The organism is Bacteroides sp. Ga6A2, assembly GCF_000702225.1.
GTDB lineage: Bacteria > Bacteroidota > Bacteroidia > Bacteroidales > Bacteroidaceae > Ga6A1.
The window spans coordinates 144,200-165,778 of record NZ_JNKX01000001.1; the positions used below are offsets into that span (position 1 = coordinate 144,200).

Below are 21,579 nucleotides of genomic sequence, written 5' to 3' on the forward strand. Positions count from 1 at the left end.
CAGGCATACCGATGTCTGGTAAAAGTTGAAAATGGATAAAAAAAAGAATCTGCATTGCCATAAACAGACATTGCGGATTCTTTTTTAAGGGAGGTAAGCCCTATGCATTTTTCACTCCAAATTGGTCATTTGGTTGGCTATTTTCGTGGTCGCATTCGTAACTGTTTGAAAAAGAACGTTCTATAAATTATTTTTTAATGACCGCCATTAGAAAATCGACTTCACAAATAACTGATTTTTTAGAAATTTACGAACTAAACCACGGATTTATTTACTTCTAATGACCGATTTGGGTTTAATAACTGATTTTGGAAATATGACTGTGCAATAACGGATTCAACGGATTCTGCAAAGGCAGAAAATGCCGCGGTAAAAACAAAAAAAGAAGGCTGATTAAAAATCAACCTTCTTTTTGTACGCTCTCAGGGGATCGAACCCTGGACCCACTGATTAAGAGTCAGTTGCTCTACCAACTGAGCTAAGAACGCATTTCCTTGTTTGCGGGTGCAAAGATACAAGGAATTTTGAAATCTCCAAAACTTTTTGCGAGAAAAATAAGGAAAATATTGCATTTTCTGCATTTTCCTCGCAAAAAGCCCTTATCGGGTGAGCGAGAACTTCATGCTCAGACCAAAATCGACCGTTGTGGTTGGATATGCCGTTGTGCTTATTAGCGGCACGTTTCGCTGGCGGTCGTAATACGCGCTCATCGTTAGCAGACGGTTGAACGTGTAGTCTGCGCTTATGCTCAGTTTTATCGCCTTGCTTCCGCTGTTGGCTGTTGTCAGAGCCGTGCTGATGTTTCGGCAGAGTGCGTTTTGTGAGCGCAGCGAGAAGTCGGCACGAATGTTAAGGTCTGTGCTCACGCGGTTGCGGCTCTTCTTTGCCGGCGCGGTGCTCTCTTCGCTGTTGCCCGAATCCTTTTTCTTGCTCTTCTTGTCCTTCATCACCTTGTGACCTCCGAAGAACTTGAAGTCCACAATCTTGTAGCCTGCGCCAAACACGAGGTCGTCGCTCGTAGTCTCCACAATCTGGGTCGAAGCCATGCTAAGGTTAAGTATGCGCGTCTTCTTCATCTCGACCTTTGCCGTAAGATTGTTGTGCAGCGTTACGTTCAGTCCGATGAGAGGCGAGAACGACTCGTTGATAGAGCATGTGCTCACGTCGAACATGCTGCTCGGAACAGGGTTTCCCGTTGCCACATCGGTAACGAAGCCCATATTGTCGCCCATGTACTGCTGGAAGGTAGAGAACGTGTTGTAACTTCCGATGCTGAAGATGCTCTTGTATCCGTGAGTGATGTTAACGCTCTTGAAGTACCTTCTGAAGAAGCTCAGCTTGCCCAAGCCCGAGTAGGTGAACTTCCAGTTTGGCATCATCTGGCTCAGGGTAGGGAAGATATCGAGTGGCGACGTCATGGCGTTGCCCTTGCTGTAGGCCGAGAGGAACGCCGGAATCATTACGTCGGCAGAATATTTGTTCACCGTTCCGTTGTTGGCATCGAACGTCTGTCCCGCCAGCGATGTTCCGTTAGGATATGTAGCCCCCGCATATCGCGCCTCTATTCGCTTCTGGATGATATCGAGGTTGTTTAGGAACTGGTTGAACGTTGCGCTGTAATATCCGTTGTTTACGTTTCCGCTGCTTGCGAAGGCCGATTTCAGCGACACGATGGTCATGTTGAGCGTTCCGCTTCGTGTCTCGGGCATTCCGCTGTACATATATTCTATGCTTCGTGCGCGGCTCACCGTTCGGCTTGCGTTAAGGTCTATCTTGAACTCGCGCACAGGCTCGAGCGTTACCTTAATCTGAAGGTCTTCGCTAAGGTTTGTCGTTGCAGGCGATGACAGACTGTCGTTGCCCATCAGCCAGCCGTTGTCGTGCGCTCTCTGAATGTATCCGTCGCCCACCATTCCGAAGGCAAAGCCCATACCCGGCGCCATGATGTCGCCCTTGCGCTGTCCGAAGAAGTCGCCCACCTCAGGGGCAAATCCCGGAAGCGACATGGCGTAGGTGTTGCGGTAACTGATGCTTGCGTTGCGTACCATCATCAGGCCGCGTGCCACATACTGCGCCGTCTTGAACCACGCCTTGTTCTCGAGAGGCTCTTTGGCAGTAACCGAAACCTTTACCCTTACCGAGTCGTTGTTCGTAATGTCAATCTTGTTCTCGTTTACTACCTTGTATTTTATAGGATATTCCTTGCCGTCCTTTGTGGTGGCTGTTACGATGAGGCGTTTGCTCTTGCGGTTGTGCAGCAGAGTCAGCGGCTTGTTTTTAGACAGCGTAACCTCTTTGGTAAACCTCTTTGAATTGCCCGGCTTGCTTGCCGCAGGTGCGTTGCCCTTCTTCTTTGGCTGATTGTTGCTTTTGCGCTGTATGCGTGCGAACTTCTGGTTCACCTCTTTCAGGAACGGAATTTTGTTGTAGAGAGTCTCGAAGTTCAGTTTTCCGTTCATGTTAATGGTGCGCTGCATGTTAATGGTGTTGCCGTAACTGTTGCCGTCCTCGTCCTCGGTGCCGCGCTCCCAGTTGTACGACGAGTTGTAGCTTGCGTCGGCATTTATCCAGTCGAAGCAAGGCAGCTTGTTCAGCGGACTCTGGAAACTTGCCGTGAATGTCTGCTGATAGTCGAGCGGACGACCCCAATGCATGATGCTCGTCTTTACCGAGTCCTTCCAAGCCGTGTACTCATCGGGATATAGGTCCTTGTTAACCGCAACGTACGGCTCTTCAATCTCGGCATGAGTGGCGGTGGTTAGGTTCATGTGAAGATTCTTCGTCAAGTCCCATCGCACGTTCATCTCGCGGTTAAACAGGAACTGGTCGGCAAAGCTGATAGGCAGATTGCTGCGTTCGCCGGCGGTGAGAGCCTCGATGTCGCGCTCCTGCAGCTCGTAGTAGTGGCGGCTGATGTCGGATGAGACAGAGATGCTCTGAGGCAGGTAGTTAAGGTTGAATTCCTTCAGAATTCTGTACCACTTGCTCTTGCTCTTTATCTTGCTGAACGGTTGCCAAGGCTTGTAGCTTGGCGCGTAGTTGTAGCTGATGAGTCCCTTCCAGTCGAGTTCCTTCTCCCAGTCGGTGCTCTCGCCGCTGTTGTACTTCATGCTTCGGCTGAAACTGAACGAGAAGTTGGCTGGGTCGTAAGGCATAGGGTTCTTGCTTGCTATGTTGAACTTGACGTTGCTGAAACTCAGGTTGCTGAAGGTTGAAATCGTCGTGGTGAGATGTTCGAGCGAGTCCTTCTCCTGCTTGTCGGCGCAGAGTGCGTACGAGTCTTTCAGAAGCATGTCCGTATCGAACGGATTGTACTTCGGCGTTGTTCTCTCCTTTGTGAACGAGTAGTAGAGCGGCATACTCAGTTTCACCTTCTCAGGAACGAGTTTGCCCAGCTCGAACGATGTTGTAACGGCATACTGGAAGTAGTCGTCCGTGCGTCGTTCGGCAAGCGTCTGCTCCAGTCCGCCGTAGCCTGCGCTCTCGTAGTGTCCTTGCAGCGATACCGAGCCAAGGTCGGCAAGTTGCATACTCAGATTGCCCTGTGCAGCCCATCCGCCTTCGTTTTCCGTGCCTTTCAGGCGTAGTTCGTTTACCCATACCTCGGCACTCTTTACCTCGCGGCTGTTATTGCGCAGACCAATCATTATTGTCTTAATCTCGCCCAGCGTAGGGTTACCCATTATGCTTATCTTGTTGTTTGGGTGTTCGGGGTCGTACTCGCTGTAAAGGTTGTTGAAGTTCACGCTTCCGTCGTTACGGGCTTTGTTGCGGGCCTTCTTTATCTTGGTGAATTTGCTGAACTCAACGTCCATGTAGTTGGCATCCGGCCATACCGATGTGCGTCCGCTCTCCTCGTGGTACTTACCTTCGGGAGTGAGGACGAGTGGAATCTCGTATTCGTAGTAGTTGTTCTTGTAGTCAGAGCCAAGGCGTACGAACATACTTATCTGGTTGTCTGTCAGATTTGTGATGTCGTTTTCGAGGGCGTTGGCATGAGCGTACATCTGTATGCGCTTGTATTGGCGAAGGTCGATGTTTGTGCCTTTGTAAACGGCGCGGGCATCGCCGCTCGACAGATTCTTTACAACGAGGCTCAGAGCCTGCTCGTTGTTCTGCGTAAGTTGGCTCTGGCTTGGGTCGAGCACACGGCTTATTCCCGGAGGAAGAACATAGTTTACAGGAGTCTTGTCGTTGTTCTCCTCGATGTTTACCGCGCTCATCAGCAGGGTAGCGTTTGTTGCAGGAGCATCGGCGGTGTAGAGTTTCTGGTCGTAGGTTCGCCAGTCGCTTCGCACAAGGTCGAGCGTTGCAAAGCGAAGTATTATCGGCTGCTCGAATCCCGTCAGGAACATTCGGGCAAAGCGTATGCTCGAGAAGTCGCTTATGTTGCCCACAATCTTCTCGTATTCGTCAACCGGAACGCGGAACTGATACCAGTAAACATCCTTTGTGTCGTCCTTGCAGATGGCGGCGCGCTTGTCTACGATAAAGTTGCGGCCTACAACCATGTCTTCGGGACGGATGCTTATGTGATACTGGAAATACTTCTCATATTCGTTCATTGTGTAGTCAGAGTTCTTATCCTCGGTATCAGGCACGCTCTTGTATGCCGTGTCGTACTTCTCGCCGTTGGTGCCCGATTCAGGCGAGTTGCCCGACGGGTTGTTTATGCGGCGGTAGCGGTCGAGGATGCCCACGCGCTGACTGTCGTAGTCGCTTCCGCGGAAGTAGTGATAGTCGTCGTTTGCAGGGTCGCTGTAAATAGAGTCGTAAACCGCAGGACTTACCTTGCCGCGAATCTCGTCGAGGTAAGCCTTGTAGGCAGGGTAGAGCCTCTCATCGTCGTCGCTTAGTCCGTTGAAGCCTACATCCTGCTTTGTTCTTGCTCCGGCGGTAGAGTTGAAGGCATACACCACGCTTGTCGATGTGTTCGGAACGCGTCCCCACGCCGTTTCGCTGTAGTTCTTGTCGGCATCGCTTATCGGCAGACCGCTCTCGTAGCCCTTCTTTCCGTCTTTCAGAATATCCTCGCTAATCTCGCCGAGGTTAAGGTAGAAGTCGCCGCCCCGGTTGCTTCCGTCGGTGTTGTAGATGAATGGGTCGAGCATCCAGAACTCAACATATTCGATGTTCGATGTCTCGAAGTCGTTAGTGTCGAGTTTTCGCATCATTCCGCCCCATCTCTTCGACGGATTGTTCAGTTTGCCTTCGTAAGTCAGGTCGGGGTCGAGGTTGTACGGACCTCTCTCCGAAGGATAGTAGGCGAGGTTGAGGATTGAGAGCGTTGTTGTCTCGCCCACGTTTGTATCCTTGTTCGGATAGATTTCGCGTTCGTACACCTCGCGCACATAGTGGTTGCTCAGTTGCTTAGTGTCGCTCTTGATGTAACTTGGCGTGAGCGACGAACTGCGGCGCGTAAACAGAGGGTCGATGTAATACCAACTCAGCGCGGCGCGGTTGAATCCGTAGCGCACGTCGTTGCTCAGTTTGCTCTCCTCGAAATCCGACGGAGTGCTACAGATGCTCCATGCCGTTGGCGTGCGTATGTCTATGCCGTTCTTTGTGTACTCAAAGTCGTCGATATACGATGCGCCGCCCTGCGTTCCGCTCGGACTGCCGGCAAACAGTCGGGCATACTCGCCCGTGAAGTTTATCGACGACGGTGCCGATGTGTTTACGAACGGAAGTTTGTCAATCATATTCGTGAGCCACTGGCTCTCTTTCTTGTACGACACGTTGAAGCCCACAACCGAGTTGTTGAGCGGTTCTTCGCTCATGCTCACCTTTGTTGTGAGCGGCTTCTCGCTCATGTGCTGCAACGTACCGCCTATGATGAAGTCTTTGTTGAACGTGTATTCCCAGTTCATGCCAAGCATCGTCTTGCGCTGAAGGCTGTATTCCGTGTTGCTTTCGAGGCTCACGTTTACCGATGTTCCGGCGTCGATTATGCTCTGGTTTATGATTGTAACCACGCCCAGACCGTAGTCTACCGTATAGTCGGTGTTCTCGGTAAGCGTTACTCCGCCTGCCGTTACAACCACCGAGCCTTGCGGAATGTTCATGCTGCCCAGTTGAATCTCGCTGCCCGATGAGGCTTTGTACTGTCCGGCAAGCATGAACTTGTTTTTCTCGGCAATCTGCTTGGCAACGGTCTTGGTGCTGTCGTACAGTTCGCTGAAGCAGTATTTGTTGGCGGTGGCTTCGGATGCTCCGCCCTTAATGATTGCGTTTTTCAGGTCATCGCCGAAAGGCTCGACCACCGGAAAGTATACTCGTCCGGTTGATGAGTTTACGGTGTAGCCCTCGATATAGTCGAAATAACCGTTAGGATTGCTTTTGTTGCTGTTGTCCAGACGGTCGCAGCCCAGCAGACGCAGCAGAGTCTTGTCCTTGAATTCTATTTCGGGCAGGTAGTTTGAGTAAATTCCGGTGGTATCGCTCTGAATCTTTATGTCGAGGCGGAATTTCTCTTTCTGCATTGAGTATGCGCCGAGCGAGTAGACGTTGCGCATCATCAGTTTCCATGTGCCCGATTTTGGCGAGTTGCTGGTGCTCTTCAGAAGTTTTACGAGAAGGGCAGAGTTTGAGTCTTTTATGTCGGTAGAGAATTCGCCCACCTGATACGTCTGTCCGCCGTAGGTGTATTCGAACGCAACGGCAAGCACTTGGTCGGTCTGGAGAGTGCTCTTCAGCGAGATGAAGCCGAAGTTGCTGTTCAGCGTGTATTCCGACGAAGTTAACATTCGGGCGTTCTCTATCTTTTCGTAGTCCACGCCGCCCTCCAGATTGTTGAATCCGTCGAGCGTGGTGCTTACCTGTTCAATGTCTCGTGCCGTCTGAATCTGCGAAACGGTAGAGTAGAGCGTGTTGCTTGTGTTGCTTGGGTTTGCCGAGCCGCCGCCCCAGTTTGGGTTGCTAAGATGTCTGCCTTCGCCCAAGTCGGTGAAAGCCACGATGTTGCGCGGACTTGTGTAACTGCCGTTTTTGTTAGTAACCCACACCTCTACGCGCGTTATGTTTATGCCCGACATGATGTTAGGCAGTTTTGCCATGTTGGCGTTGTATGTGTCGCGGAAGTATTGCGCAAGGAAGAAGTGGCGGTTCTCGTCGTAGTTGTCGGCCGAGAACTCGAACGGTGTTGTCTGTGCTCCGCCTTTCGACGAAACCGATTTCGAAGTAGAGTTCTTCTGCGAAACCACGGTCTGCAACTTCAGTTTGCCGAACTGCATGTCGGCGCGTATTCCGAAGAGCGACGATGCGCCCGATATGAGCGAGTTGTTCGAAGGAAAACTCACGTTTCCACCTTCGAGAAGTTTTATTATCTCGTCCTCCTTGCCCTCGTACTGGAGTTTGATTTTCTTTGTGTCGAAGTCGAACGTGGCATCGGTGTTGTAGTTGAGGTTCATCTTCATCTTGTCGCCCACCTTTCCGTTGAGCGAGAGATTTATTTTTTCGTCGAAGTCGAAGCCGAACGTGCGCCGGCTTCTCAGCGGCAGACTCGGATTCTCGGTGTTCTTGTAGTTTCCGCCGAGTTTTATCTCAGCCGAACCCTGAGTCTTAATCTGCACGCCGCCCTTGCCGAAAATCTTCTCGGCCGGACCAAGGTCGAAGTGCATGTCGCTGAAGTCGAACTTGTCCTTGCCCTTAGCCACGAAAGCCGAGTCGTTCTTCTGCTTGAAGAAGGCGCGCATTGCCTGCTTCTCGCGCCATTGTCCGTATTCGTTTACCGACATTATGAACGGCGTGTTCAGGAAATTGTTTCCGAGTTTGTTTCCTACGCGGTAGTAGTTGCCCTTCTCGTTGTATTCGGCTTCGGTTTTAAGGTTGTCGGGCGATTTCAGGTCCGATGTGTTCTCTTTCAGTTCGTCCTGCTCCATAGCAACAGTCTTGCTCACCCCAAAGCGAGGGTGAGCAAGACTGTCTGAATCTGCCTGAGCTTTGTATTCAGAATTTATTTCGTTGTTTAAGGCGGTCTTTATCCTTGCCTCTGGTGTGAGGATGTTAATTGCCCAGTTGGCAGAAGCCAGCGACACCAGAGCAGAAAGGACGGCAGCCTTGTTCCATTGTCTAAAGCCAATCATCAAAAAATGTTTGTCAAGATTATTTCAGCATCTTCAATGCCATCTTTATAACCTCCTGCACGGTGTAGTCGGGATTTTCCTTCAGCAACTCGTTCACCGCCTTGCTTGTTGGGGCAGGGGCGAAGCCGAGCATGGTGAGCGCGCTCACAGCCTCTTCGCGCGTCTCCTTCGTCTTGCTGCTTACGGCCGAGTCTGCCGATGCCGTGGTGCTTATTCCGTTGGTGTTGGCAATGTTGCCCACCTTGTCCTTCAGTTCAACAATTATTCGTTGTGCCGTTTTCAGTCCTATGCCTTTTACGCCCTTCAGAACCTTGTCGTTCTCGGTGGTTATGGTGTCGCACAGTTCGGCCGGAGTGAATGCCGACAGAATCATTCGTGCCGAGTTGCCGCCAATGCCCGAAACCGAGATGAGCAGCAGGAACAGCTCGCGCTCGCTTTTTGTGGCAAATCCGTACAGAACGTAGGCATCTTCGCGGATAGCCTCGTAGACGTATAGTTTTGCATCCTTCTTTCCCTGAATGGCAGAGAATGTATTTAGCGATATATTAAGCAGATAACCAACGCCGTTGCAGTCAATCACGGCAGTTGCCGGAGTCAGTTCGTCGAGTGTGCCTCTAACAAATTCAATCATGTGTGTAATATTATAAATAATATATACTCAACGCTCTTTTTCTTTATATATTGTGTATGATGATTTCTTTGGGTAGAAAAATGCTGATTTTTGCGCCATGATATTCGAACTTTTTTAGAGTAAAAATGTGCCGAAAAAAACTTTATGATTTTTACTTTTTTTTAGAAAGTCGTGATAAAAATTATCATTTCCAAAAAAAAACTATCCGTTTCTTGGATAATTGTTAGAATATATGTACTTTAGCCACGTTTTTCAGTTTAAGGGCATGAACATTTAACGATGATGAATATTTGGAAGAATTTTTTTGCTGAACTTTTCACGCTGATACTATTAAAATAGAGATAGTTTTTATGTCTAAACGTACAGCTATGCTGTGCGTGGTGGCATCTGCTTTAGTTGTTGCGGAGAGAAAAAACTATGTTCTTGCATAAAAAAGAATTTCGATTTTGCTTTATATTTATTAACTTTAAAAGTGAGAATTATGAAAAGAGTAAACATTAAAAGAAAGGGGTATCGTAAACCGGCGATGAAGGTCGTTAAGTTACAGCACCACAGCCATCTTTTGGCTGGCAGTTATAGTACATCTGGTTCCGGCAATGGAACTGGTACGAAAAACTACATCTGGAATACTCCTACTGAAGAGTAACGAACCCGCAAACGCAAGTAAAATTGTGATTACACGATGACTTAATAAGGCGTGCTTGTCTTTGTCGTGCATGAGCAATTTGAAGTTTAAAAAAATCAAGACAATGAAAAAGACAATGAGATTTCTTAGTATTGTAGCCCTCGCATTCGTGGGCGCAGTAATGACTGGCTGTTCAAACGATGACGACAGCGCCATCGACAAGTCGCAGCAGCTTGAGAACACAAGTAAAAAGGTTGTAACCATGACCACCAACGTTGCACTCGACGCCGGCGCAACAACGCGTGCATTGACTGGCGAAGGCGTTAAGACATTTGCCGTTGGCGAGCAGATGGCTATTGTTTACAGCAACGGAAGTGGCATGGTAAAGGCTGTGAGCCGTGCCCTCAAAGCAGACGATATCAAGGATGCCGGCACAAGTGCATCATTTACCTTCGACCTTGAAACACCTGACAAGTCGATAGATGTAACTTACATTTATCCTGCATTTATGGCGAGGGCTGACGGATCCATCAACTACGATGCCCTTGCTAATCAGGACGGTACTCTGGCAAGCCTTGCCAGCAATCTTGACTTGGCTACTTATAAAGGAGAGTGGCTAGGCGAAAATCTTCCAAGTTGTACGCTCGAAAACCAGCTCGCCATCCTTGCTCTTACCCTCAAGGACAGCGATGGAGCCAACGAAATTACTGGTAACGTTACTGATGTAACAGTTAAGGCAGATGAGGATACTTATACAGTAACCCGTTCGGCTGCTGCAGGTCCTATCTATGTTGCTATTAAGCCTATAGCTTCAAAGAACGTTCTGGTTACAACCACCGGTGGCTCAAAGGAGTATGTTAAGCTATTGACTGAAAAGACCTACGCCTCTGGCAATGGCTATAGTGTAAGTTGGAGGATGACTCCTATTATTCCTTTTACAGAAGCTACTGCCAATGACGTTGGCAGGGTGATTGCTATCGACGGTAAAGTCTACGACAATACAACCATTGCTACAGCGGTAAACACCACAGCAGTTGCAATAATTTCATACGTAGGCAATCCAAAAGACGCAGGAGTTGGGTGGTACAGAGGTCTTGCTATTGGCATGAGAGACTACACCGGTGGCCGCGTTGTTTGGAACGATGCCGCAAGTGTTGCTGAGAGCAATAACGGCACCGTGGTTCCAGGCGGCACCAGTGGCTGGTTCTTGCCGTCTGTAGCCCAGTTAGAAAAGGTTTGTCAGGGACTTGCAACCAAGAAAAAAGGTACTGCAGTTACTACAGAACTCTCAGTTGATGCTAACCCTGATTACGCATATACTAACTTGAATAGTATCATTACCGGTGCAGGTGGTACTGGTTTTGTAGATAGAGCCTATTGTACAAGTACAGCAACCAGTGAAACCACTGCGTGGTATTTTGGTTTCAGGAGTGGTATGCTTAATGATAAGCCGAAGAAGGATTTTGGCGACGTTCGCTCTGTCATTGCTTTCTAAATGGTTTCTCCATTTTCCAAAATATCTGATTTAGCCGCGTCAGCGGCTTGGAAAAACTAACGCCCAAGGAGGACGGCACTTTCGCCACGGCGAAAGAAGCCGCCCTCCTTTCTTTCCTAACTGCTAAAACTTAAAATCGAAGACCTCAGTCTGTTTGTCGCTATCAAAAAAATACGTCAGTTCGGAAATTCGGCAGAACGAAGATTTGTGGCTATTTCTTCGGGATGCCTTCGGGATTCGTTTGGGTTTTCTGCGTTCCATTTTTTCCGAATTTTCAACTTACCCTATTGTCAATTGTGAATTTTGAATTGTCCATTAAATATTTGTTTTTTTCAAATGTTTAGAAAATGATGGAAAATTTACGTTTTGCAAAATAAAATGTTATTTTTCCTTTGTCTAATAGAAAGAATATGTGTAATTTAGCCACGTTTTATTATTTAAGGCATGATTTTTAACTGCAGATGAATATTTTGAGGAATTTTTTGCTGAACTTTTCACGCTGATACTATTTTATTAACCCAAATAATATGTTATTATGAAAAAAAGTAGAACACTAAAAATGTTTTCGGCACGCGCAGCTATGCTGATGTTCGCAGCCATATTCTCTGCCGGAGCATGGGCACAGAATACCATTGAATGTAGTGGACCGAATCCGTATAAGGCTACTATCCATGGTGATACAGAGTCCGATGTACATATGGATGCATTTATAGGCGCAATGTTGTCTGCGATTGATTGTAAACGTGAGTTCAAAATAGGTGTGCCGGCTACTATTGTATTACCATTCCCTACAAGTGGTATGACTGTAACAGGAGGAAATTTCTATCAGTTTGCATGTGTAGATTATGACGAAACTAAAGGGCAGTGGGTGGCATCTATGACATCTGTTGATGCAAATAATCTGGAAAGAAACACCCCTTATATAATTGTCCCAACAGCAACTAAACTTGAATTTGACTTGCATGGCAGCGAGGTTCATTATTATACGGGTGATGCAATAGTAACATGCGATTGCTGGGCTTTTGTAGGTACATACAAAACAGTACGTTGGGCTGACGCTTCTATATCTACAGATGCCTTGGAATTTGACCATGATAATATTGAAGTTGGTGACTATTATGGATTTGCTGCAAATGGTGGCACGTCGATTGGAACAGGAGAATCTGTTGCAGCTGGTGAATTTGTAAAGTGTTCGGGTGATGGCTCTAAAAGCGGAAGTGCTTTCATTTATCCTTTGCGTGCATATCTTCAGTTTGTTGGTGATGAGAATTGCCCAGCAAATAATGATACGAAGAAGTATACACGCTCGTCAGGCAACAGTTTGCCTACAAATATTTCAGTTGTATTGCGCGATGCCGACGGTCAGGTTACCAACATAGGCACAATATCAAAAGACACTGGCGAAATCATCTTCGAAGGCTGGTTTACTATCGACGGCATAAAGTTGCCTGCCGAGCCTACAAAGAGCGGTGTTTACATCCACAATGGCAAGAAGGTCGTTGTTAAGTGATAATAGGCAACGGTTCTTAATGCTTAGGTGAGATAATAACATACGAAAATCTTAAAACGGAAAGATATGAAAAATGTAATTCGTACAATAGATATGTCTAAGAAGGGCTACAACAAGCCAGCGATGAGAGTGGTTAAGTTGCAGCACGAGGCTCATTTGCTGAGTGGAAGTGCAAAAAAGTGTGTTAATCCTAATCCTTCTTCTGGTGGTAGTAATCCTTCAGCAAAGATATGGCATTGGCAGGTTGATTAAGTGCCTGTGAAACAGATAACAGAGTGTTAATCAGAAAAAGACTTGTTAAATGAAAGACACTAAGCAAATCTGTCGCACCGAAAAATTCTATATGCTCCTGCGCCTGGCATTAGGTCAGACGCAGGACTTTTCAGTAGATTTAAGTGACGATGATTGGATGTGGATGTATGATGAGGCTGAGCGTCAGACACTTGTCGGTATATTATACAATGGTGTTAAATCGCTTTCCGAGGACAAAAAACCGCCTTTCGACGTGCTGATGCAATGGGCTTACGATGCTGATAACATCCGCAGACTGAACGAGAAACTTAACAGCGAGGCAGCGCGCCTAACACGCCTTTTTGCCGAGCAAGGCTGCAAAACAGCAATCCTGAAAGGGCAGGCAAACGCACGCCTCTATCCCGACAAATTCTGCCGTCAGCCCGGCGACATAGACATTTGGGTTGAAGGCGGAAAAGAAAAGGTGCTGAGTCTGTTGGGTAGTATGGGAAAAGAGTATGATGCCGAGGAAACCGCTCATAGCCACCATGCACATTATCAGGAGAATGGGGTGGATATAGAAGCGCATTTCCAGCCTTCGGCAGGAACCCATAACCCAAAGACAAACGAAAGACTGTTGCGTTGGCAGGAACGGGAAATAAACAATCTTACTCTGACCGAGAGCGGTTTCTATTCGCCTTCTGTGCTTTTCGCCCTTGTAATGCAAATGGCTCATATAATGCAGCATGTGTTAATGGCTGGTGTGGGATTGCGCCAAGTGATAGACTACTATTGGCTGCTGCAAAATTCTACAGCCGAGGAACGGAATTGCGTATCGTCTCTGCTTCGCCCCTTCGGGTTGCAGAATACGGCAGGTGCTTTGATGTGGATTTTAAAAGAAAAAATCGGTCTCGAATCCGACAAAATGCTGTGCAAACCCAATCGCAGTCTTGGAAAATATATGCATGGCATGATAATGAAAGGCGGCAATTTCGGAAGATATGAAGAGCAGGAACAATATAGCAACATCTGGATGGAGGTGCTGGATTCAAGACTTCGGAATCTGCGAGGCATCCCCTTTGACTTTGTAGGATGTATGAACATGGAACTGCAATTTTGGAAATATATCCTAAGCTCAATTCCAGAGCGTCTGAAACACAGAAGCATATTCTTGAGAAACGTACAGAACTTATAGCGCGTAATGGCTTGTGACAATATCATAGAAGAAACAATAAGACTGGTAAACGAAGGCGTTACAGTTACGCTGCCAGTAACGGGGTGGAGTATGCTGCCCTTCATAGTTGGGGAGCGCGACTGCGTTGTTCTGCAAAAACCGGCACAGACAAAGGTGGGCGATGTGGTTCTGGCATGGGTAGACGACTGCAAATACGTAGTGCATCGCGTTGTACGCATAGACGGCGAAGACCTCTTTCTGATGGGCGACGGCAACCTCATAGCCATAGAGCATTGCTCGGCAGCCGATGTAAAAGCCGTGGCTACCCACGTTGTAGATTCGTCTGCCAAAAAGCATTATCTGTATGGCAGATGGCGGCGACTTGCCGTAAAACTGTGGTACTGGCTGCTTCCGATAAGGAAATATCTGTTGGCAATATACAAACGGCTATGAATCAAAAGAACGGATTAGTGCAGCGTGTTCCGCTTTTCTTTCAGACTTTGGAAAGAGAGGCGGAACGCGTTTTCATACATGCTTGTATAATCTTTTTTTGATATGATTGGTTGGCAGAATAGGGGATTTGTTTTTCTTTTACTTACTGTAATACGAGTAATGATTTCCCCTTGGCAAAAAAACTATCCTTTTTCTTGTACAGTTGCCAATAAAAATGTATTTTAGCAATGTTTTTTGAAAACGAGATATGATCATTAAGGCTAAAAAGCATTTTAATTCTATTATCATGACAACAACAGTCGCATTTGTGGCATTGGTCGCTGTGTGCTGTACAACTGCCTATTCGCGGAATCTGTTTGCCGAGGCTGGTGCTGCCGACTTTGCGACGACGGCTTATTGCGCAGATTCTTCTGCCGAATATTGCCGTGCCAACGAACTTCCGCTCAATTTTCTCGGTGAAGCCGTTAAATATGATGGTGAAATAAACGGAAAAGAAAGTAAACTCTCTGATTTATCGAAACTTATCGATGATAAAACAGATATGAATATACAATGTTGTATATATGACAATAGCGATTAGTTTTGCTGCAAATTATCCCCATCATTCAATATAAAATCCAAAAACAAGTAATAATTCAATCCAAAAAGTTAATTCATTCAATTTATGAAAACAGGTATTTCACTAATGACACTTCTTCTGACGGGAAGCCTTTGTGCCCATGCACAGAAAAAGTTTGCCAAAGTCGATGTTGCCGACTTCAAGACTACGGTCTGTGCCATCGACAGTTCTGCTGCAGCCGAGTATATCTACCGTATCGGCGAAACTGAGTACTACTATGCTGAAGGACACTTCTACATTAAGACAGAACTGAAAACACGAATCAGAGTTCTGAAGGACGACGGCAAGGACGCTGCTAACGTGGCGATTAGGTATTATTACAACTCAAAACGCCCAGTTACAGAGAACGACCGCATACAGAATCTGTCGGCAACGGCATACAATCTTGTAGACGGCAAGGTGGTAAAGACTTCGATGCCGTCGAAATACGTCTTCAAGGAGACGGTGAACGAGAATTCCGAGCGAATGAAGTTCTCTATTCCCGACGTGAAGGTTGGAACAATCATCGAATATAAGTACACCCACATATCGGAAGGCTACCATAACATCGACACATGGTATTCTCAGCAGGAATATCCCGTTCAGTATTCGTTCTATACCGTTACTATTCCGCAGTATTTCAAGTTTCACATCGAGGAGAAAGGTTTTCAACATTCAAACACAACCAGAAAGCCAGTCGACATGGTGTTCAACGTACAGGGAAACGTGCTGAAGACTACTGGCGAGAGGGTAACCACCGAGGCCGAGAACCTGAAGGCTATAAAGGACGAGGGATTTGTGTGGTGTCCTAAGACCTACTCGCACAACTTGTCATTCGAACTCTACGGAATTGACATTCCGGGAGCCGTGTACAAAGACTATACATCATCGTGGAACAGTGTAAGAAAGACCCTTGCCGAGGAAGGCGGATACCGGAAATGCCTCTCTCTGAAGAATCCGTATTCTGAGGAGATGAAGCAACTCGGGCTCGACGGAATGTCGGCAACAAAGAAGGCGAGCGTGCTCTTCGGCTTTATTCAGAAGAAACTGAAGTGGAACGGCGACTACAAACTCGTTGCCGACAACCCAAACAAGGCTGTGAAGAACGGAAAAGGCTCGAATGCCGAACTTAACTTTATTTACATGAGCATGTTGCGCGAGGCTGGAATAACCTGCACTCCGCTTCTGCTTTGCCTTCGCGACCGCGGACGACTGCCGGTTACTTATCCTTCAATAGACAAGTTGCATACTTTCGTCGTTGCCTTCTCCGACGAGAAAGGCGCTTTGTTCTTTGCCGACTGTTCTGCCGAGTATGGTGATGTTAACGTGCTTCCGCTCAACCTACTTGCCGAGGGCGTTCTGTACGAAACCGGAATTACAAGCATCGATTCGCAAGTGTTCGACTTGGCAGCCATCAGAGGTCATGCCGCAAAAACCGTTATCCGATGCGGAATAAATCCTGAGGGCGACCTTGTGGGCACAAAGAACAACACTTGTACCGGCATCCTTGCCGAGATGTTCAAAAAACAGTATCATGAGACAGAAGACAGTCTGGCTCTGATAGAGAAGATTGAGAAGTGGGGCGACTGCAAACTACAGTCTTACAACGTGAAGAACGTTGACGGAACAGGACTGAGTTCGACCGAGCAGTACCGATTCACAAAATCGCTGGGCAAGAGCGGCGACCGCCTTTATGTAAACCCTATGGTGTTTGCCGACGAGCGCAATAACTATTTCGTAAACCCAACTCGCGATATGCCTATCGAGTTCAGCAACTTGCAGAACACCGAGATTAAGTCGAGCATCCTTATTCCTGAGGATTACGAAATAGAAGAAATTCCGGCAGGAAAACTCCTTACCTTCAAGGACGGCGAACTGGAGGCGAAAATAGACATAAAGCAGCAGGGACGACTCATAACTACGGTCTACGACTTCAACGTGAACAACTCGTTCATTCTTGCAGCCGACTATGCCGAACTTCAGAAATTCTGGACCGAACTGCTCGATATCAACTCCCTGAAGATTGTCTTAAAAAAGAAAGCATAACACAGATGATGAAAAGAAATATTCTTGCACTTGCACTGCTGGCATCCGCTATGCCGGCGGTGCTTTGTGCGCAAGTAAAGTATGATGTTGAGAGCATTCCCGACTCGCTTAAGAAAAATGCCTTTTCGGTGGTGCGGAATTATGATGTAGATGTTGATGCCTCGGCGCGTAGCGAGTCGACGGTTCACTTCCGCCGGGTGGTTACGATTCTTAACAAGAAAGGACTCGACCATAGCGGATGGCACCGTGTTTATGACAAGTTCTCGTACCTGTCGTCGTTCTCGGGAAAGGCATACGATGCTAATGGCAACGTAATCTCTAAGATAAAGCAGAAGGATTTGCGCACCACCGCCGTGTCGTCTAATCTGGCATCGGACAACGTGCATTTTTACTACGACTGCGAGATTCTGTCATATCCATTTACGATAGAATATGAATGGACAGAGAAGTCGCGCGGCGGATACATCGATTTTCCTGTATTCTCTCCGATGAAGTACAGCCATCAGTCTATGCAGGAGGCAACCTATCAGATTACGGCATCGCCAAAGGTCGAGGTGCTGAAATACGAAACTCCGTCGAAAATGAATTTCGACGTTCAGGAAACAGCTAAGGGCAAGACTTACAAGTGGACTTTTCCGGCGCATCGCCATCTTGTAGACGAGGATTATATAGACGATGACGATATGCGCTATCCGATGGTTATTGCCGAGCCGTCGGAATTCTCAATAGGAGGCTCAACCGGAAGCCTGAAGTCGTGGGAAGAGTTCGGAAAATGGTACTGGCAACTTGCCGAAGGCCGCGACGTTCTGCCAAAAGAAGAAATTGCAAAAGTGAACTCGCTCATCGCCGACTGCAAGACCGATTTGGATAAGATAAAGGCTCTGTACAAGTATCTTGGCGAGAAAACAAGATATGTAAACATAAGCCTTGGCTTGGGCGGATGGCAGCCAATGTCGGCAACCGAGGTTAGCCGCACCGGATTTGGCGACTGCAAGGCTCTGGCAAATTACATGCAGGCTTTGCTCAAGCAGGTGGGCATAAAGTCGTATCAGGTTGTCATAAGCACCGAGGACGAAAATCTGCTGAAGGACTTTCCGAACATGCACCAACTGAACCATGTTGTTCTGTATATCGTCCGTCCCGACGACAAGTTCATCCTGATGGACTGTACCTGTCCGCAGCTTCCACTCGGTTTCATTCATTCGTCGCTTGCCGGACACGAGTGCCTGCTCGTTACTCCAGACGGCGGAAAAATCGTCCGTCTGCCCGATTATTCGGCATCCGACAGTCGCGAGATCCTCAGCGCAGATGTCAAGATTGGCAGCGACGGCAACGGGAAACTCACCTTTAGTTGCGACCATTTTGGCAGAAGATACAGCCGCACTTTCGGCATGGCGCGCGAGGACAAAGGCGAGCAGAAAAAGATAGTCCGCCGTTGGATTCGTCTTGACGATGCCACCGTTACCGATGTCGAAGTGAAAGATTTTCACGAAGAGGAAAAGCCGCATCTGCTTGTGAAATGCAGCATGACTGCTGTGTACGGCAAGATGAACGGCAGCAGAATGTTCATCCGATGCAATCCGTTCAGGTCGTTTGGCACGCCGCGATTCCGCAACGAGCGCACATCGCCAATAGTGATAGACAACTCGTACAGTTACTGCGACACGGTTCGCATCTCAATCCCCGACGACATGAAGATTGAGGCATTGCCAAATCCGCTAAAGGAAGAGTCGGAATTCGGCAGTTTCAGTTTCGCGGCAGTGCCTCAAGGCAACGTCGTCACGGTTGTTTCGACAATGGAGTGCCGAAAGGGGAAACACGACATCTCGAAGAAAGACGATTTCCTTAAATACATGGAAAAAAGGTCGAAAGCATACGGCGCAACAATCGTACTTGTGAAAAAATAAAAACGATTGTCCTTGATATTCTGAAAATATTTGTACCTTTACCCCCTGAATGAGAAATTTTGACTAACTATTGACTGTTTTTTTACATTTGAATGAGGTATATAGGTAAAATCGTAGGTCTGACGACCATTATTGTATTATTTTCATCAAGTATCAGGGCACAAAAAAGTGCGAGTATATATTTGGGCAAGTCGGCTTCGAACCGTATTGAGTTTGGTGCCGGGCAGTTGCAGTCGTCTCTTGCCAAACAGGGAATAAAGGTTTCTGTCTTCAGAAACGTGCCTAAAAAGCCCGTTTCGAAAGGCGGAAACCTTGTTTTTGTACTGAAGGAAGGAGCCGATTCGCTGAAGAAAGAAGGCTACAGCATTACATCTTCGAAGGGCGTGACAACAATCGTCGGAGCCGACGGCAGCGGAGCACTCTACGGCTGTGTTGAGTTGGCAGACAACTACATCGCCAAGAAGAACTTCAACTTTCCAGCATATCGTAGCGAGGCTCCCGAGATGGTTCTGCGCGGAACGTGCATCGGCGTTCAGAAACCTTATCTTCTGCCGGGCAGAATGGTTTATGAATATCCCTACACGCCCGAACTCTTTCCGTGGCTGTACGACAAGCAGCAGTGGATTAAGTATCTCGACATGCTTGTACACAACAAGATGAACTCCGTTTATCTGTGGAACGGCCATCCGTTTGCATCGCTCGTAAAACTTCCCGACTATCCGTTTGCCGTTGAGGTTGATGACGCAACATTCAAGAAGAACGAGGAAATCTTCAAGTTCATTACCGATGAGGCCGACAAACGAGGCATCTTTGTTATACAGATGTTCTACAATATTCTGGTTTCAAAGCCGTTTGCCGAGCATTACAAGATTAAGACTCAGGACAGGAACCGACAGATTACTCCGCTACTTAGCGACTACACCCGAAAGAGCATCGCAGCCTTTGTCGAGAAGTACAGCAACGTGGGTCTGCTTGTATGCCTTGGCGAGGCAATGAACACCTACGACGACGATGTTGAGTGGTTTACAAAGACCATCATCCCCGGCGTAAAGGACGGACTGAAGAAACTCGGCCGCACCGACGAGCCGCCTATCCTTGTCCGCGCTCACGATACCGACTGCAAGATGGTTATGGACGCATCTCTGCCATTGTACAAGAATCTTTACACCATGCACAAGTACAACGGCGAGAGCCTTACAACATATCAGCCGCGCGGACCGTGGTCTAAGATTCACAAAGATTTGAGCAGCCTCGGAAGCATCCATATCAGCAACGTGCATATTCTTGCAAATCTTGAGCCGTTCCGCTGGAGTTCGCCTGATTTCATTCAGCGCGCCGTTACGGCAATGCACACCGTTCATGGGGCAAACGCACTTCATCTGTATCCGCAGGCATCGTACTGGGATTATCCTTATACTGCCGACAAACTCGATGGCGGCAAGCGCGAGGAACAGTTATACCGCGACTGGATGTGGTACAAGGCATGGGCGCGCTACGCTTGGAAGGTTGAGCGCAACCGCAGCGACGAGGTCGACTTTTGGAACGGCGAACTGGCATCGTTCTACGGAACAACCGATGCCAATGCCGACCTTATTCGCAAGGCGTTTGAGCAGAGCGGCGAGATTGCTCCGAAGTTGCTGCGCCGTTTCGGCATAACCGAAGGAAACCGCCAGTGCCTTCTGCTTGGAATGTTTGCGAGTCAACTTATAAACCCTTATAAGTATACCGTTTATCCCGGCTTTTACGAGAGTTGTGGACCAGAAGGCGAGAAACTCATTGAGTATGTAGAGAAAGAATGGAAGTTCCTTCCGCACGAGGGAGAGTTGCCCCTCGACATCATAGACCAAGTGATGAACCACGGCGACAGGGCGGTGAAGGCTATCGATGCCATCGACATAAACTCAGTTTCCGCCAACCGCGACGAGTTTGAGCGACTGAAGAACGATATTCATTGCTATCGCGAATTTGCATATTCATTTGCATACAAGGTTATGGCCTGCAAATATGTGCTCGACTATCAGTGGGGACACCGCATTGCCGACCTCGACAAGGCTCTGCCGCTGTTCGAGAAGAGTCTGGAGTATTACAAGAATCTTGTAAGCCTTACAAACGGCAGTTATCTCTATGCCAACAGTATGCAGACAACGATGCGCCGCATACCAATCACGGGCGAGAACGGCAAGAACAAGCATTGGAGCGAGATGCTGGTGCATTATCAGAACGAACTTGACAACTTCAAAAAGAATATCGACTACTTGAAGAAGGTTGAGTCGGGCGAGATAAACGTGAAGGCAAAGGAATACAAACCTCTGCACAAGGCCGACATCAAGTGGATTAGCAATTACAAACAGGTTGATTTGAAAGTCGGAACAGACCTGTTCAACGACCGTCCTAACACGGCAGTTGAGGCCGTTGCTCCTGAACTCGACGGACTCACCGCACTTCAGTTCAGTTGTAACGACCAACGCAATTCGAGCGTGCTCACGGCCATCGAGTTCGAGACCGACAAGCCTGTAAAGATTCTTGTAGGCTACTTCAAGGACGAGCAGGACAAATATGCTCAGGCTCCGAAACTAGAGATTGACGCAACAGCCAACGAGTACGGTCAGGCAGAGCCTTATCTTTCAAACTCAATAAGATTGGCAAACATGCCGCTCGTAAACGTTCATGCCTATCATTTTGGCGCAGGACACCACAAACTGAATATGCCAAACGGCTTCCTCTTGGTTCTCGGCGCGACAAACGACGAACTTGAGCCTCGCAACGTTGGATTGAACGGCGGTGCAAAGTCGGTAGACTGGCTATTCTATTAAAGAAACAATATT

General features: G+C 47.7%; 12 protein-coding genes and 1 tRNA gene. 10 read left to right on the forward strand and 3 right to left on the reverse strand.

Annotation, left to right across the window (positions count from 1 at the left end; all coding sequences use genetic code 11):
* Nucleotides 1-415 precede the first annotated feature (415 nt).
* The 3 genes from T538_RS0100595 to ruvA form a co-directional block, all read right to left on the reverse strand.
* Nucleotides 416-488 (reverse strand) — tRNA-Lys (locus tag T538_RS0100595).
* A 111-nt stretch (nt 489-599) separates the two neighbouring features.
* Nucleotides 600-8,084: a T9SS outer membrane translocon Sov/SprA gene (gene sprA, locus T538_RS0100600; protein ID WP_051655772.1), complete on the reverse strand. Its 7,485-nt coding sequence runs from the start codon at nt 8,082-8,084 to the stop codon at nt 600-602.
* 19 nt (nt 8,085-8,103) lie between these two features.
* Complete coding sequence (ruvA, locus tag T538_RS0100605) at nt 8,104-8,715, reverse strand: Holliday junction branch migration protein RuvA (protein ID WP_031531653.1); 612 nt, start codon at nt 8,713-8,715, stop codon at nt 8,104-8,106.
* Between the two features lie 481 nt (nt 8,716-9,196).
* Here ruvA and T538_RS18285 point away from each other — a divergent pair, with 481 nt between their 5' ends.
* The 10 genes from T538_RS18285 (at nt 9,197) to T538_RS0100650 (ending at nt 21,567) form a co-directional block, all read left to right on the forward strand.
* Nucleotides 9,197-9,361, forward strand: coding sequence for a hypothetical protein (locus T538_RS18285; RefSeq protein WP_155992907.1), 165 nt, complete (start codon nt 9,197-9,199; stop codon nt 9,359-9,361).
* 115 nt (nt 9,362-9,476) lie between these two features.
* Nucleotides 9,477-10,835, forward strand: a complete 1,359-nt coding sequence (locus T538_RS0100615; RefSeq protein ID WP_155992909.1) for a hypothetical protein — start codon at nt 9,477-9,479, stop codon at nt 10,833-10,835.
* A 535-nt stretch (nt 10,836-11,370) separates the two neighbouring features.
* On the forward strand, nt 11,371-12,345 hold the full coding sequence (locus T538_RS0100620) for a hypothetical protein (protein ID WP_155992911.1): 975 nt from the start codon (nt 11,371-11,373) through the stop codon (nt 12,343-12,345).
* Between the two features lie 66 nt (nt 12,346-12,411).
* Nucleotides 12,412-12,597 (forward strand): hypothetical protein, encoded by a 186-nt coding sequence (locus tag T538_RS18290; protein ID WP_139185243.1) that lies wholly within the window; start codon nt 12,412-12,414, stop codon nt 12,595-12,597.
* A gap of 49 nt (nt 12,598-12,646) precedes the next feature.
* Nucleotides 12,647-13,771: a nucleotidyltransferase domain-containing protein gene (locus tag T538_RS0100625; protein ID WP_031531656.1), complete on the forward strand. Its 1,125-nt coding sequence runs from the start codon at nt 12,647-12,649 to the stop codon at nt 13,769-13,771.
* 6 nt (nt 13,772-13,777) lie between these two features.
* Nucleotides 13,778-14,203, forward strand: a complete 426-nt coding sequence (locus T538_RS0100630; RefSeq protein WP_031531657.1) for a S24/S26 family peptidase — start codon at nt 13,778-13,780, stop codon at nt 14,201-14,203.
* 286 nt (nt 14,204-14,489) lie between these two features.
* A complete protein-coding gene (locus tag T538_RS0100635; RefSeq protein ID WP_155992913.1) occupies nt 14,490-14,783 on the forward strand; it encodes a hypothetical protein in 294 nt (97 codons plus the stop codon).
* A gap of 84 nt (nt 14,784-14,867) precedes the next feature.
* A complete protein-coding gene (locus T538_RS0100640) occupies nt 14,868-16,847 on the forward strand; it encodes a DUF3857 domain-containing protein (RefSeq protein WP_081834811.1) in 1,980 nt (659 codons plus the stop codon).
* A 5-nt stretch (nt 16,848-16,852) separates the two neighbouring features.
* On the forward strand, nt 16,853-18,754 hold the full coding sequence (locus tag T538_RS0100645) for a transglutaminase domain-containing protein (RefSeq protein ID WP_031531660.1): 1,902 nt from the start codon (nt 16,853-16,855) through the stop codon (nt 18,752-18,754).
* A gap of 92 nt (nt 18,755-18,846) precedes the next feature.
* Entirely contained in the window at nt 18,847-21,567 is a 2,721-nt protein-coding gene (locus tag T538_RS0100650; protein WP_031531661.1) for an alpha-d-galacturonidase, read from the forward strand.
* Nucleotides 21,568-21,579: the final 12 nt, after the last annotated feature.

What these genes read in the sequence shown, in the direction of transcription:
- ruvA (WP_031531653.1), bottom strand. Translation starts at nt 8,715, where the DNA reads ATGATTGAATTTGTTAGAGGCACACTCGACGAACTGACTCCGGCAACT.
- T538_RS0100620 (WP_155992911.1), top strand. Translation starts at nt 11,371, where the DNA reads ATGAAAAAAAGTAGAACACTAAAAATGTTTTCGGCACGCGCAGCTATG.
- T538_RS0100640 (WP_081834811.1), top strand. Translation starts at nt 14,868, where the DNA reads ATGAAAACAGGTATTTCACTAATGACACTTCTTCTGACGGGAAGCCTT.
- sprA (WP_051655772.1), bottom strand. Translation starts at nt 8,084, where the DNA reads ATGATTGGCTTTAGACAATGGAACAAGGCTGCCGTCCTTTCTGCTCTG.
- T538_RS18285 (WP_155992907.1), top strand. Translation starts at nt 9,197, where the DNA reads ATGAAAAGAGTAAACATTAAAAGAAAGGGGTATCGTAAACCGGCGATG.
- T538_RS0100650 (WP_031531661.1), top strand. Translation starts at nt 18,847, where the DNA reads ATGAGGTATATAGGTAAAATCGTAGGTCTGACGACCATTATTGTATTA.
- T538_RS0100630 (WP_031531657.1), top strand. Translation starts at nt 13,778, where the DNA reads ATGGCTTGTGACAATATCATAGAAGAAACAATAAGACTGGTAAACGAA.
- T538_RS18290 (WP_139185243.1), top strand. Translation starts at nt 12,412, where the DNA reads ATGAAAAATGTAATTCGTACAATAGATATGTCTAAGAAGGGCTACAAC.
- T538_RS0100645 (WP_031531660.1), top strand. Translation starts at nt 16,853, where the DNA reads ATGATGAAAAGAAATATTCTTGCACTTGCACTGCTGGCATCCGCTATG.
- T538_RS0100635 (WP_155992913.1), top strand. Translation starts at nt 14,490, where the DNA reads ATGACAACAACAGTCGCATTTGTGGCATTGGTCGCTGTGTGCTGTACA.
- T538_RS0100625 (WP_031531656.1), top strand. Translation starts at nt 12,647, where the DNA reads ATGAAAGACACTAAGCAAATCTGTCGCACCGAAAAATTCTATATGCTC.
- T538_RS0100615 (WP_155992909.1), top strand. Translation starts at nt 9,477, where the DNA reads ATGAGATTTCTTAGTATTGTAGCCCTCGCATTCGTGGGCGCAGTAATG.